Origin of the sequence: Roseovarius bejariae (assembly GCF_009669325.1) — a bacterium.
In the GTDB taxonomy this organism is placed as follows: domain Bacteria; phylum Pseudomonadota; class Alphaproteobacteria; order Rhodobacterales; family Rhodobacteraceae; genus Roseovarius; species Roseovarius bejariae.
Map to the genome: position 1 here is coordinate 1,765,474 of NZ_SZWE01000001.1, position 13,503 is coordinate 1,778,976.

The 13,503-nt window shown below is 62.5% G+C and carries 13 protein-coding genes; 4 read left to right on the plus strand and 9 right to left on the minus strand.

Features of this window, described 5'->3' with window-relative positions:
* Positions 1-53: 53 nt before the first annotated feature.
* From FDP25_RS08495 to FDP25_RS08515, 5 genes are read right to left on the minus strand one after another with little or no spacing between them, the layout of a single operon-like run.
* Entirely contained in the window at positions 54-2,366 is a 2,313-nt protein-coding gene (locus FDP25_RS08495; protein WP_154150776.1) for a tetratricopeptide repeat protein, read from the minus strand.
* A complete protein-coding gene (motA, locus tag FDP25_RS08500; protein WP_154150778.1) occupies positions 2,363-3,232 on the minus strand; it encodes a flagellar motor stator protein MotA in 870 nt (289 codons plus the stop codon). The genes FDP25_RS08495 and motA overlap by 4 nt, the downstream gene beginning before the upstream one ends.
* Positions 3,233-3,283: 51 nt before the next feature.
* Positions 3,284-3,874 (minus strand): MotE family protein, encoded by a 591-nt coding sequence (locus tag FDP25_RS08505; RefSeq protein WP_154150780.1) that lies wholly within the window; start codon positions 3,872-3,874, stop codon positions 3,284-3,286.
* On the minus strand, positions 3,871-4,230 hold the full coding sequence (locus tag FDP25_RS08510) for a hypothetical protein (protein WP_154150782.1): 360 nt from the start codon (positions 4,228-4,230) through the stop codon (positions 3,871-3,873). Before FDP25_RS08510 ends, FDP25_RS08505 begins: the two co-directional genes overlap by 4 nt.
* A 9-nt stretch (positions 4,231-4,239) precedes the next feature.
* Positions 4,240-4,731 carry a flagellar basal body-associated FliL family protein gene (locus tag FDP25_RS08515; protein ID WP_154150784.1) on the minus strand — a complete coding sequence of 164 codons (492 nt, stop codon included), beginning with the start codon at positions 4,729-4,731 and terminating at the stop codon, positions 4,240-4,242.
* Between the two features lie 123 nt (positions 4,732-4,854).
* Between FDP25_RS08515 and fliF the strand changes: the two genes are divergently transcribed.
* From fliF to fliP, 4 genes are read left to right on the plus strand one after another with little or no spacing between them, the layout of a single operon-like run.
* On the plus strand, positions 4,855-6,480 hold the full coding sequence (gene fliF / locus FDP25_RS08520; protein ID WP_154150786.1) for a flagellar basal-body MS-ring/collar protein FliF: 1,626 nt from the start codon (positions 4,855-4,857) through the stop codon (positions 6,478-6,480).
* Positions 6,480-7,076, plus strand: a complete 597-nt coding sequence (locus FDP25_RS08525) for a FliH/SctL family protein (RefSeq protein ID WP_154150788.1) — start codon at positions 6,480-6,482, stop codon at positions 7,074-7,076. The genes fliF and FDP25_RS08525 overlap by 1 nt, the downstream gene beginning before the upstream one ends.
* A complete protein-coding gene (locus tag FDP25_RS08530) occupies positions 7,076-7,375 on the plus strand; it encodes a FliM/FliN family flagellar motor switch protein (RefSeq protein ID WP_154150790.1) in 300 nt (99 codons plus the stop codon). Before FDP25_RS08525 ends, FDP25_RS08530 begins: the two co-directional genes overlap by 1 nt.
* Positions 7,376-7,382: 7 nt before the next feature.
* Positions 7,383-8,120 carry a flagellar type III secretion system pore protein FliP gene (fliP, locus tag FDP25_RS08535; RefSeq protein WP_154150792.1) on the plus strand — a complete coding sequence of 246 codons (738 nt, stop codon included), beginning with the start codon at positions 7,383-7,385 and terminating at the stop codon, positions 8,118-8,120.
* 404 nt (positions 8,121-8,524) lie between these two features.
* Here the strand turns inward: fliP and FDP25_RS08540 are convergent, their stop codons facing one another.
* The 4 genes from FDP25_RS08540 to FDP25_RS08555 are packed head-to-tail and all read right to left on the minus strand — an operon-like array spanning position 8,525 to position 13,451.
* The gene (locus FDP25_RS08540) at positions 8,525-9,655 is read right to left on the minus strand and encodes a flagellar basal body P-ring protein FlgI (protein ID WP_154150794.1); all 1,131 of its coding nucleotides are present in this window, start codon (positions 9,653-9,655) and stop codon (positions 8,525-8,527) included.
* Positions 9,652-10,659 (minus strand): flagellin, encoded by a 1,008-nt coding sequence (locus tag FDP25_RS08545; RefSeq protein WP_154150796.1) that lies wholly within the window; start codon positions 10,657-10,659, stop codon positions 9,652-9,654. The genes FDP25_RS08540 and FDP25_RS08545 overlap by 4 nt, the downstream gene beginning before the upstream one ends.
* A gap of 3 nt (positions 10,660-10,662) precedes the next feature.
* The gene (gene flgK, locus FDP25_RS08550; protein ID WP_154150798.1) at positions 10,663-12,111 is read right to left on the minus strand and encodes a flagellar hook-associated protein FlgK; all 1,449 of its coding nucleotides are present in this window, start codon (positions 12,109-12,111) and stop codon (positions 10,663-10,665) included.
* Positions 12,112-12,149: 38 nt separating this feature from the next.
* Positions 12,150-13,451: a flagellar hook protein FlgE gene (locus tag FDP25_RS08555; RefSeq protein ID WP_246175792.1), complete on the minus strand. Its 1,302-nt coding sequence runs from the start codon at positions 13,449-13,451 to the stop codon at positions 12,150-12,152.
* Between the last annotated feature and the right edge of the window lie 52 nt (positions 13,452-13,503).

Genomic DNA, 13,503 nt, shown 5'->3' on the forward strand with positions numbered 1-13,503 from the left:
TACAATCATCCGTGGCCGGGCAGCCCCCACATCAGTCACGTGCATGCAGACGCTCAACCGTCCATGTCCTCCACTCCACGATCATCTAGAAGCGCGCGCAGCGTCTCGCGCACCTCTTCACTTTGCCCCAACAGGTCGCGGCCTCTCTGAAGTTGTCCAGTGGCCGGGTCGGACCCCGGCCTGTCGGACTGGAGAGCCATGAAGGCTGCGACCTCCGACAAGTCCGCCTCGGCATCCGCGGCCAGACGCGCCCAATCCTCTGCCAGCCAAGCCTGAAACCGGGCCGCCTCGGTCTCTCCCGCGCTGGCAAAAAGGCGGGCTGCTGCGCCATGCTCTCCAAGTCGATTTCGGATTTCGGCGCGCAGCAGGTTGATATCCGACCCTTCAAGGCCCAGAAGCTCGACCTCCGCCTGTCGGGGCTTGGCCAACTGCAAAGCCGCGCGCGCCCGCTGGATTTGCCGTTGTCGATGGTGTGGCGCCTTTGCCCCGCCCCGAAGGTATGCCAACGCAGGCTCCGCAAAGCCAAGATCCAAGAGCCGGGCCGCCGTGGCATTCGCCACGGATGTCGAAAGTTCCGGCACCGGTCCAGATGCGGGCGGCAGGGCATATTGCAGGAAATCGAGGTCTTCGGCTTGCGCGGCAAGCCGCCCCATCACATCGTTGAGCAGCCCCTCGCGCACCGCATCCCCCTTGCTGCGAATGCGGTCAACCTCCTCGAACGCCTGATGAAAGGCACCCGAGGCCGCAAGCGCCGCTACATGTGCCCAAAGAAGGTTCTTGTGGATCGGTGTATCGCGGGTTTCGCTGGCATAGGCCCCCGCCAACTGGGCCATCTCAAAGGAAATCTCGCCGCCGTCTTGCCAAAGGGTTTCGATCCGTCGCACCAAGGCGCGCGCCGATGGCTCCGCAGCTTTCTCGACGACCTCGTCCAGTGTTTCCCCCGCCTCCTCTACCGCGCCTTCGGCCAGTTTCGCCTCGGCCTTGGCCAGCCCGATTTCCGGTGAATCAGGCTCTGGTCCGCGGTCGAGGATACGTAATATTCGATTGGCCGTGTCCGGCCGACCGGCGCTCAGGAATCTTTGCGACAAGGGCGGGCCTATATATCGGCGCAGATGCAAAGGAAGGGCTGAAAAGCCCCGCAGAATCGCATCGGTCTCGATCGGTGTATTCTCGGGCAAATTGGGCGCAGACATCGCCGCCCAAAGCGCCACGGAGGATGCACACTCCAGCTGCCCCGCCAATTGGGACCCCGGGGGCGCATGGCCAGCTGCCAGAATCTCCGCCATGGCCAAGGTGATCTCGCGCCCTTCCGAAGGCGTCTCGATCAGTCGCAGGGTGTATAGCGCCTCGGCCCCGAACCCAAAGTAGACATACAAACGCGCCAATTGCAGGGCGACAGTCTCGTTTGGCTTGTCGAATTCCCCATAAAGCCGGGCGTTGAGCGGCCCGATCTGCCTGCCAAAAGGCGTCTCTTCTCCCCAATCCGAAACCCGCACAAGCGCCTCGGGCAAACAGGTCTGCCCCTCCCCGGTCGTCCCGGATATCACAGGGCCCTGTTTCAGGAAATCCCGGTCGATGCTGGACTGTGCGCGGATATTGTCCAAGGCAGAATGCTTTTCCGCAGGCGGCTCGTCTGTAGCAGGTGCCTCCACGGCTGTGTCCATCGAAGGCGGATCGTGTTCAGTCCGGTGCGCCCCTGCTTCGGGCCAATTTACATTCGGCGATAACAGGCCCTGTGATGCCGCCCGCCCGAGTTGCTCCATGACCTGCTCACGCTTGCGGGCTAAGGCTTCAATCTGTTGCATCTCGTCATTTGCCAAAACGGCCTCGGACCCGTCTTGCGGTCTGGACGCAGGTGGGATCAATCGGTTTTGCGTCAGGGTCGCTGATCGTCTGACCCTGGGCCAAACCGTCTCAGCCGCTATATGAGCGCCGTCGCCGTTATCACTGGTCACTGCCTGTTCAGGCGTGGCTTCGGGGCGAACACGGGGCGTGATCCGATCATTTGCCGGCATCCCGTCCGCAATATCCACGACAAGCATGGCGTCACTGTGCCAGAACACGTTCAGGTCACAGTCACAGGCAAGATCGAGTTGCAGGTGCCCCGGCTCAGGTTGCTGCAAGGCGACCAATCGGTTCCGGGCAATGCGGTCGAACACATCGCCTGTGTCAAACGTCCACGGCTGTTCAAAGATAAGAACCGGGTGCCTGGCATCCTCCGACAGGGTCCACTCGGCGCGCGCGGGCATATCCAGCACCAGCCGGGTATATCCGTCGTGCTCGCCCGAACGGATACCAATATCCTGCGCGGCGGCAGGTATCGCCAAGATCACATAAGCAAGCAGGATACCGATGACGCGCATCATGCGGCACCTTGCTTGACGCTTTTTAGCGCCTCTTCGAGGTCTGAAAAACTGGGCCGAATGTGGGACGGGGTGTTTTGCCGGCCAACCTCGATACAAATATTCGCCGCATGATTATGCAGATTGGCCACCAGCACCTCTCGGATCAACTGGTAGAAGTGGCTGTCTTCCTCGACCACGGCCTTCACCTTGCCCGCGAAGGGCCCGACCAGACCATAGGCCAGGAACACGCCCAGAAAGGTCCCGACAAGCGCACCGCCGATCATCTTGCCCAGGATTTCCGGCGGTTGATCGATCGCCGCCATGGTCTTGATCACCCCCAGAACGGCGGCCACGATGCCCAGCGCCGGAAGGCCATCGGCCATGGTCTGAAGCGCATGACTGGAATGCATGGAATGATGCAGCGTCGCCTCCATGCGCTTTTCCAGCACCTCCTCCACCTGATGCGGATCGTCATAGTTCATCGAAGCCGAGCGCATCGTATCGCTGATCAAGGCCACCGCCTCTTTGTCGGTCAGGATCTTCGGGTATTTCGAGAAGATCGACGACTCCTCGGGGCTCTCGATGTGTTCTTCGATGGCCACCGGGTTCTGACGTGCCAGCCGGATCAACTCGAACAGAAGACACAGCAGATCGCGGTAGTCATCTGGCTTCCATTTCGGGCCCTTGAAGACCTTGCCGATGTCCTTGGCGGTGTGTTTGACCCCCGACATGTCATTGCTGACCAGAAAGGCCCCAACGGCCGCACCACCGATCATCATCAACTCGAACGGCAAAGACTTGAGGATAATGCCCAGCTTCCCCCCGGCTGCCAGGTAGCCGCCAAAAACCATGGCGAAGATCACGAGAATACCGACTATACCAAGCATGTTTTACTCCAGCCATTGCAGGGGGCAATCACGGCGCGCGCCGATTGCGCGTTATTCCTTCGGGACATTGGCGTGTCGCCCGGCAAGAACCACACTGAAACTATGCGCGGCTTGCGGCGTCAGGCCCGCCATGATCGCGGCGGCGGCTTCGGGGCGCATCCGGCCAAGGAAACCGGCGGCAAAATTCGGGTCCATTTCCTCGAACAGCGCGGCGGCCTGTTTGGGCTTCATGCTTTCATAGACCTTGGTCAGACGGCCCAGATCGGTCTCCGAGGCGCTTTCGGCCATGGCCATTGTCTCTCGCAGGCTCTGTTCCGCCTCCAGAAGCTCCCGTAGTTTCTTATCGGTCTCCCGCTTTGCCACGGAAAGCGCCTGCATCCTGTCAGCAAGGGTCGTTTCCCGCTGTTTCAGGGTCTTTTCACGGTTCTGAATCGCCTTGAGGACTCGCCGAATATCCTCGGGTGTTTCGCAAGCCTGCGGCCCTTTTTCGGCAAGCGGGCTCACCTCGACACCCTCTTTGGCCAGGGCAAGGGCCTGCCCGGCCCCATCGCTCACCCGAAACCCGGCCGAGAGCAAAAGAAGGCTGGCGATTACCACAAGGGCACCCCGGCCCGGTTGACGGCGGCGGGTCTTGGGTTTCATTGCGCCACCTCGCTCTCACTGTCTTGATGGCGCTTGAAAACCGGCCCTTCCGGGGCCTTTGGCGGCGTGGCCGCAGGTAAGTCGTGCATCGAGGCGACCATAAGCTCCAGTCGTTTCGCCACGGCTTCCGCCCGGTCCGTCAAACCTTCCAACGAGTCGGTCGAACTGCTGGCCGTGCTTTGCGCGGCGTCCAGTGTCTTGGCAAGGTCATCGACCTGTGCAGACAGAACAGCCACCGCCCCGCCAACCCCGTTTTCAAGGTCATTGAACCGGCGCAATCGACGGGCCAGCACGAAACAATAAAACCCCGCGCCCAGCGCCCCCGCGACAAGCAGTATATCGGCAATCAGTTCCATTCCCTTACCTCAATTCAATACGAATTCCATGATCAGCAGGTCCTTGACCCGGTCGCCCCCGGTCACGATCTGCACCCGGCGCAGCATCTGCGCCCGAAGACGAATCAGGGCCGCTCCCGCCTCGAGGTCCTCCGGCTCCAGCGCCCGCAGGTAGCTGTTGAGCACATCGACAACCCGCGGCATCAGCTTGGTCACCTCCGCCTTGTGGGGCGTTCCAACCTCAAGCTGGGCCTGAAACCGCAGATGCCGCGCGCGCCCCGAGTTCAAGGAAATCACCATCGGATCAACGGGCACAAAGGCCACATCGGGCATGTCCTTCACTTTTTCGGGGCTCTCTTCCCCGGCCACGTGCTTGTCCTCGTCCGGGGCGAGAATCAGGCCCGAGTAAACCGCGAAGAACCCGCCACCGCCGCCCAGAAGCGCCAGCACCAAACCAATGATAAGAGGCAGTTTCGACGCCTTTTTCGGTGTCTCTTCTTCCGTGTTTTCCGTCTCGGCCATCTTTCTCACCTGCGAGTCGCCTTTGACGCACTATAGGCACGCAGGAACTAACCGATTGTTAAGCCAGATCAGCGAAAGATGACCTCAGCGAACGGCAGAAGCCGGGGATCAGGAGGCAAAGAATTGCAGCAGATAATTGACGTCTGGAATGCGCTGGAAGCACGGCGGCGGGTGATTGTTCTTGTGGCAACGGCGGCGGTCTTTGCCGCCGTTCTGGGCCTTGCCCGCATGGCCTCGTCGCCCAGTATGACACTACTTTACGCGGGTCTGGAAAGTGGTGCCGCGGGCGATGTCGTGGCCGCCCTGGAACAACGCGGCGTGGCCTATGATGTGCGTGGCGGCGCGATCTTCGTCGAATCGGGACGCCGCGATGAATTGCGCATGACACTGGCCAGCGAAGGCCTGCCCGCAACCTCGACCAAGGGGTATGAGTTGCTTGATTCGATGTCGGGCTTCGGCACCACGTCGCAGATGTTCGATGCCGCCTATTGGCGCGCGAAAGAAGGCGAACTGGCCCGCACCATACAGGCACACCCGGCGATCACAGGCGCGCGGGTGCATATCGCCAGCACGGGGTCCAACCCCTTTCAACGCGATGTTGAACCCTCGGCCTCGGTGATGATCAACACGGCCTCGGGCGGGCTGACAGCCCAACACGCCCGCGCGCTGCGCTATCTTGTGGCCTCCGCCGTCACCGGCCTTGCGCCCGAGGGTGTTTCGATCATCGACAGCACCGGGGGGTTGATCGGCGTGGCCGACGATGCACCCGCCAATACCGCCGATGACCGGGCCGAAGCGATGCGCAATCGCGTTCAGCGCCTGCTTGAAGCGCGCGTCGGCCCGGGTAATGCGGTGGTCGAGTTGAGCCTCGATACCGTCACCCGTACCGAATCGATGCGCGAACGCCGGATTGATCCAGAAAGTCGCGTCGCCATCAGCACCGATTCCGAGGAGCGCACCAACACCGCCTCGGATCAGGGCGGCGGCGATGTGACCGTGGCCTCGAACCTGCCCGATGGCGAGGCCGGCGGTGGCGACAGTTCCTCCAGCCAAAGCAGTGAAACCCGTGAGCGAGTGAATTACGAGGTCTCCGAAACCGAACGCGAAATCACCGTTGCTCCCGGCGCGATCAAGCGGCTGACAGTTGCCGTGCTGGTCAATGGAACCATGACAACCAACGCTGACGGCACCGAGGTCTTCACCCCCCGCCCCGAGGACGAGATGAGCGCCCTGCGCGAACTGGTCGCCTCTGCCGTGGGCTTCGACGAGGCGCGCGGCGATGTGATCACCCTCAAGACCATGCAGTTCGAAACCGTCCTGCCCAGTGGCACCAGTGCCGACCCTTCCTTCATGGCCGGTCTTGGACTTGACCTGATGTCGATCATTCAGACCGCTGTTCTGGGGTTGGTTGCGCTGGTTTTGGGCCTGTTCGTGGTCCGTCCGGTGCTCATGCGACCCAGTTCTCAACCGGCCGCCCTTTCGCCCCCGGATACTTCCGAAACGCCCTCCGGGGATGATCCCGCGCGCGTTCTGACCGGCGAAATCGACGATGGCCGCAGCGATCCCGCTGCCATGTCCCTTGTCACCGGGCCCGACGCCACGACCGAACCCGAAGAGGCCGGGATACCCGCCCTCACCCGCAATGGCGAGGACCCTGCCGAACGCCTGCGCAACCTGATCGGAAAGCGGCAGCAGGAGACCGTCGAAATCCTGCGCAACTGGCTTGAAGGAGAGGAGGAGAACGCCTGATGACCATCTCGCATTTGCTTGAGGATTTCAGCGCCCTCACCGACGGCGAGCCGGTGGCGATCACCGATGTCGCGCTCGAAGAAGAAAAGCTGGCCGCCTTTGAAAAAGGCTATCAGGCCGGGTGGGACGATTCCACCAAGGCCGCCTCGGACGAATCCGGCCATATCTCGGCCGAGTTTGCCCAAACCCTACAGGACTTGTCCTTTACCCTACACGAGGCACAGGCCGCCGCGCTCAGATCGCTCAAGCCCCTGCTTGACCAGATGGTCGAGGCGGTTCTTCCAAAACTGGCACAAGACAGCCTTGGCGAGAGGGTCCGCGAAATCCTCGACGATTTTCTTGACCGACAAGAGCCTGCGCCGGTCTCGATCCTGGCCGCGCCGGAAACCGCCCCCGCTCTCGAAGCGCTGATCGAGGGGCAGGATCCCCTGCCCGTCACCGTCACCGCCGAGCCCACGATGACCGAAGGGCAGCTGCGCCTGCACTTCGGTTCGGCCGAGCGCGAGATCGATACCAAGGCTGTGCTCGCCGATATCTCCAAGGCGATCGAGGCCTATTACGCCGACACCCTGAACGACATGAAGGATACCGCCTGATGACTGATGCCCCCGCTACCGACACCCCCCAGCAGGCCGAGTTGAAAAACCCCTTTTCCTCGGTGCCCATCGAAATCACAATCTCGGTGGGCAAGGCCCGCCCGCTGATCCGCGAATTGCTGACTCTCAAGCGTGACGCGGTATTGCCCCTCGACAAGCGTGTCGACGACGCAGTGGAGCTATACGTGGGCGAACGCCTGATCGCCCGCGGGGAACTCGAGGAAATGGAAGGCGATCACGCCGGACAACTGGCCGTGCGCCTGACCGAGGTCGCCGACCTGCAAGACGGGCTGGGGTAAACACTCCATGCCCCTTCGCCCCCTTCTCACGGCGCTGCCCCTCGTGGCGGTCTTGATTCTGGCCACCCCGGCGCAGGCCCAGGACATCGCTATTTCGCTTGGGCAGGATGGCTCGATCAGCGCCCGCACAATCCAACTGATCCTGCTGATCACCGTGCTCAGCCTCGCACCGGGGCTGGCGATCATGATCACCTGCTTTCCCTTCATCGTCACGGTCCTGTCGATCCTGAGGCAGGGGATCGGGCTACAACAATCGCCGCCCAACATGCTGATCGTCAGCCTCGCGTTGTTTCTTACCTATTACGTCATGGAGCCGGTCTTTTCCGAAGCCTGGGCAAACGGCATCGGCCCCCTGCTTGACGAGGCGATCGAGGTGGAAGAGGCCGCGCAACTGGCCCTCGCGCCCTTCCGCGAGTTCATGGCAGGCCGCGTTGATGGCGCGACCTTCGCCAGCATGGCCAACCTGCGCCCCGACACCGCGGGTCTCGCGGCAAGCCCCGAGGCCCCGCTTTCGGTTCTGGTGCCCAGCTTCATGCTCTCGGAAATTGCCCGCGCGTTCCAGATCGGCTTCCTTGTCTTCCTGCCCTTCCTGATCATCGACCTTGTCGTTGCCGCCATCCTGATGTCCATGGGCATGATGATGGTGCCCCCGGCCATCGTCTCCCTGCCCTTCAAACTGGCCTTCTTCGTCATCGCCGATGGCTGGACCCTGATCGCCGAAAGCCTTGTTCGCGGATATTTTTAGACTCTGATACACCTTGGAATGATGAAAGTTCAGACCGCCGCATGCCTTGCGGCGCGCCGTCGTGATGGATAACCCACAAGGGAAGGACCGCGCAGTTTACCCGATCATCATCCACTGGATCGTGCCAAAGTGATGACGAGATTCCGGATCCATCCCCCGCATCATCAGATCCCCGATCACGCCCGGGGCACAGGGGCTCAGGTTACGCCCATCCGCCACTGACCGGTGTCCACGATTCCACCGGCAAGTGCATTGCTTCAGATTCTTGAGCAACGCCTCGGGCAATAACCTGACACCACCAAGGCCAGGCGGGGGAATGTGCACACCGCACATTCGCAACGATTTCGTCTCTGTTACTCTGTGAAAGCTGCCACTGAGCATAAAAGTCAGTCCCAACGCCATCGTCACCGCACAACGAATTCCGCGTGCAATGCCCCGGCGGCCTTGATGCTTTTGAGGATGTCGATCATGTCGCGCGGGGCCACGCCCAGCGCGTTGAGCCCGGCAATCACCTCTGACAAGGAAGTGCCCGGGGCCACCTCTGCAAGGCCGATGCCTTCTTCCTCGGTCAGGTCAGCCGTGGTGCGTGGGACCACCACGGTTTCCCCCTCGGCAAAGGGGTTGGGTTGCACCACCACGGGCGCTTCCTGCACCCGCAGGGTCAGGTTGCCCTGGCTCACCGCAACGCGGCTGATCCGCACATCCTGCCCCATGACAATGGTGCCCGAACGTTGATCGACCACCACCCGCGCCTTGCGTTCAGGCTCGACCATGATGTTCTCGATCCGGCCCAGCATATGCGCAGGCGATCGCGCCCCGGTCGAAGCCACATCAAGCCGCACGGTGCCGGAATCCAGCATCAGGGCGACATGCTTGCCGAAACTCCGGTTGATGGCGGTTTCGATCCGCGCGGCAGTCGTGAAATCCGGCTCCCGCAGGGCCAGCCGCAGGGTCTCCAACGATGACAGCTCGAAATCGATCTCGCGCTCGACCCGCGCGCCCGAGGGAATCACACCCGAGGTCGGAACCCCCTGCACCACCTCGGCCGCGGCACCCTCGGCCGCCGCGCCACCGGCAATGATCGTCCCCTGCGCCACGGCATAAATCTGTCCGTCCGCCGCGTTCAAAGGTGTCATCACCAGGGTCCCGCCCAGAAGACTGCTGGAATCGCCGATGGCCGAGACCGTGACGTCGATCTTGCTGCCGGCCCGGGAAAAGGATGGCATGCTGGCGGTCACCAGAACCGCCGCCACGTTCTTGGGGCGAAACTGTTCGCCGGTCACGTTGACGCCCAGCCGTTCGAGGATATTGGTCATGATCTCTTCGGTGAAGGGCGCATTGCGCAATCCGTCCCCGGTGCCATTCAGGCCCACCACAAGACCATACCCCACAAGGTCATTGCCCCGGACCCCATCGAATTCCACCAGATCCTTCAGGCGGATCGGCGCGGCATGGGTGCCCCCCGAGGCAAGAATCACGGCAACAAGGGTGGCAAACCCCGCGATGGTGGTCAGTAAACGGCGCAAGTGGGTCATGACAGGAAGTTCACCAGGTTGAGGCGCGAGGATCGCGCGGTAATCGTGTAGAGCGTCTCAAGCTGAAGCTGCACCGCCTCAAGCTCGCTTGCCGAGGTAAAAGGGTCGATCGCGGTCAGGGTGTTCCGCGCGACCTCAAGCCCCGAGATTTCGCTGGCGATCCGGCTGGAGGCCTGTTCGATACGATGTTCGGCGTGGTCCAGATCGGCACGCAGAACGGCCATTTTACCCTGCGCGCTCAACAACCCCTCACCGGCACGGGCCAAGAGGGCCTGCCGGTCCGTGGCGGTCAAACCCAGGCCCTGATCCCCCGCCATGACCGCCAGAACCGTGTTTTGCAGCACATCACGCAAGGCGGCGGAGTCCGCCCGGATATCCAACGTCACGGCCTCCCCCGCTCCAAGCGGAATGGCCCCCAAGGGCGCATCGCCACCCTGATATATCAGGTTTTCGAAATCACCACCCGGGGCAAAGAAGCCAGCCACGGCAGCCTCGACACTGGCGGCATCGCTCGCCCCGCCCAGTGCCGTCTGCACGGCCGAAACGAGGGTCCCGGCCTGTGCGAGGGGCTGTACCGACACCTCCGAACCCGCGAACAATGCGCGCCCCGCCGCGCGGGTCGACAGGCTGCTGACAACGGCATCAAGTGCCGCGCGGGCCTGTCCGGCCATGATAGGGGCCTCGACAGGTCCCGCTGTGGTCTTGGCCAGGACAAGGCCATTGGCAAGGTCGCCTGTCTCGGCCTCGACACGCCCCAGCGCGGCCTGCATGGCACTGGCCATCACGCCTGCCTCGGCAGCAGCCGTTTTGTAACTCTGGTTCAGGGTCAGGCTTTGTTCGATATCCGCCAGCCCCGCCATCTGTGCCGACAGGTGCCGCACCGGGTCGGCGGTTCGCCCGGTCGAAACCTCCTGTGTCAGGCGCGCCATCTGGGTTTTCAATTCCGCGTTCTGACGGCGCAGCATGACACCGCGGGCCAGATCACCAATGGTTTGCAGGCTCATGTCTCAAATCCTCAACAGGTGGTCCATCATGGTATTGATCGTCTCGATCAGGCGGGCATTGGCGGCATAGGCCTGTTCCACCTGCAACAGGCGCTGCATCTGGTCGTCGCTGTCGACCGCGTTGCGCGCCTGCATGTCGGACAGTTCGGCATACCGCGTGTTGGCAAATGTTAGAGACTGATCCTGCGTCAAACGCTCTTGTCCGATCCGCGAAGCCAGCGCGCCGATGTGGCCCGACAAGCCCCGCGCCGAGCCGCCCAAGTCGCCCGAGGCCATGGAGTGAGGCGCGCTCAACGCCGCCCCCATTGCCCGTAACAGACGACTGTCTCCGGCCGGGCCGGGCGCGCCCGCCCCCAGACCGTCGCGCAGCCGCCAAAGCGCACCGCCCTGATCCGGATCGGCCAGGGCATTGATCGACAGGCGCCCGGCAAGCCCGACCTCATCGGCCGGGGTGAAAGCCGCCCCGGCATCGGTGAACACTCCCGCATCCCCGGGGGCCAATGTCGGGTCCGGGCCGGGGGGTTCGAAACGTTCCATGAGGTCGCGCGCCACGGCATCCAGATCCCGTTGCGCCTCCACGGCCAGGCCATCGCGCACCTCGAACAGGGCCGCCAACCGCCCACCGGCAATGGGGCTGCCCTCTCCGCGTGGCGGGATGGCAACCCCGTTGATCGTCAGCCCCGACAGTAAACCGTTATCTCCGGTCATATGCGGCTCAACAACATTGGAGGGCGTGAATTCAAGCTGCGCCACCGTCCCATCCAGCAGGATCGCCCCGCCGGGTGTAAAAACCGCGATCGCCCCCTTGTCGCGCGGCACACTACGAATGGGCACGGCCTCGGAAAGCTGCGCCAAAAGTTGATCACGCTGATCCAGAAGACCCGCCGTCGATTGCCCAGAAGTCTCGGCCATGACGATTGTCCGATTGATCCCGGCCAGTTGTTCCAACGCGGCGTTGACCTGGGTCACGAGTTGCCCGATGTCCGCATCGGCCCGGCCCCGCGCTGTCTGAATGGCGTTCGTGGCATCATCCAGCGCCCCTGTCACCTCCTCCGCGCGTTTGAGAACCGTGTTCAATCGGTTGTCATCCTCGGGCTTGGTCGCGGCGCTGACCAAACTGGCCTCGAAATCGGCCAGCCGCCCCGACAGGGACTGTGCCTCGCCCGGCACTCCGATCGCGCGCTCAACGGTTTCAAGAAACGCCACGCGGGTCTCGGCGCCTGATCGCTCACCACCTGACAGCATCAGATCAGCGGCCAACGCCCGATCCACATGCCGCTGGATACCCTGCACGAAGACACCACCCGTCTTGTTGCGCGAGGACAAAACAGTCTCGCGCGTGGCATAGCCCTCGGTCAGGGCATTGGCGAGGTTGGTCGAGATCACCTCGGCCGTGCGAGAGGTGGCCGATAACCCGCTCAGCGCATTGTTCAGGGCGGATGTGATGCTCATGCCGATAGTCTCCTCATCAAGGGGTCAGGGACCCGCGCTTAGCGTTTGATATTGGTCGTTTCCTGCAACATCTCGTCCACGGTCTGGATCACCTTGGCGTTCGAGGAATAGGCCCGCTGCGTCTGGATCATGTCGGTCAACTCGCCCGCCACATCGGTGGCCGATTCCTCCAGCGCGAAGGACACGACATCACCTGTCGGCCCATCCCCCGCGTCCCACAGGAAGAAGGACCCACTGTCAGGCGAGGGCAGATAGGTTTGTTGATCCATGGCCATCATGCCATTCGGATTGGGCAAATCGACAAGCGGCACCTGATAGATGATCCGCGTGATCCCGGTGTCGAAGGACGCATGGACAAACCCGTTTTCATCCACCTCGGCCGAGGTCATGTTCCCCACCGGGGACCCGTTCTTGGAAATCGACAGTGGCGCGAAACTGTCGGACAGTTGTGTCAGCCCGTTGCTGGAGCCCAACTGCCCGATATTGATCTCCATGGGCCCACCGGCCACATTCACGATCAGGTTGCCCGTGGCCGGATCATAGGCGCCACCCGTGGTTGCCGACACGGCTTGCAAAGTGCCCCCCGAAGACCGCGAATTATCGAACTCCAGGGCATATTCACCAATCAATGCCCCGCCCTGCGCCGAATCCGACATGGTCATCGTCCATGCGTTCGACGATCCGCTGGCCGGCACGGTTGGCGTGAATTCGATCAGGATGTTTTCGGATTTGCCAAGGTTGTCATAATACTCGATCGACAGTTGCTGCGGGTCGCCGCTTGATCCAGCCGCCGTATCGGTCGCCGGAAGGTTCACGCCGAGGTCCAGTTCCGTCGTCGGTTCGCCGGTCAGCTGGTTCACGTTGATCTGCACCGGCTCCAACCCGTCGCTGGTATCGCGCGGGAAGGCCGGGATGGTGCCATCGGGATTGGCGGGCCAGCCCATCAGAACAAGGCCCGATTCCGTGCGCAAACGCCCCTCGGCATCGGTGCGGAACGACCCGGTCGTGGTCAGCAACATTTGCGCATTGCCGTTGCCGACCTCCACCTCGCTTGCTGCTGCCACGGGAAGCATCCCGCGCCCGCGCACCGCAAGATCCGTCGGGTTCGACGTGGACACAAGCGAGCCGCGCTGATCGATCAGACGCTGCGTGCTGGATCGCACACCCCCCGCCGAATAGCTTCCGCCATTCGACGAGATCACCAGCGATTGGAAATCGGCCTCAACCCGTTTGTAGCCGTAGGTGGCCGAATTCGCGATATTGTCCGAAATCGCGGCAAGGCGCGTGGCATTCGCGCTCAAACCCGCCACACCGGCATTCAACGAGGAAGAAATAGTCATGGATACGCCTTTCTGCTGCATCGACAGGAGTCAGGCACAAGATGTAAGGCGT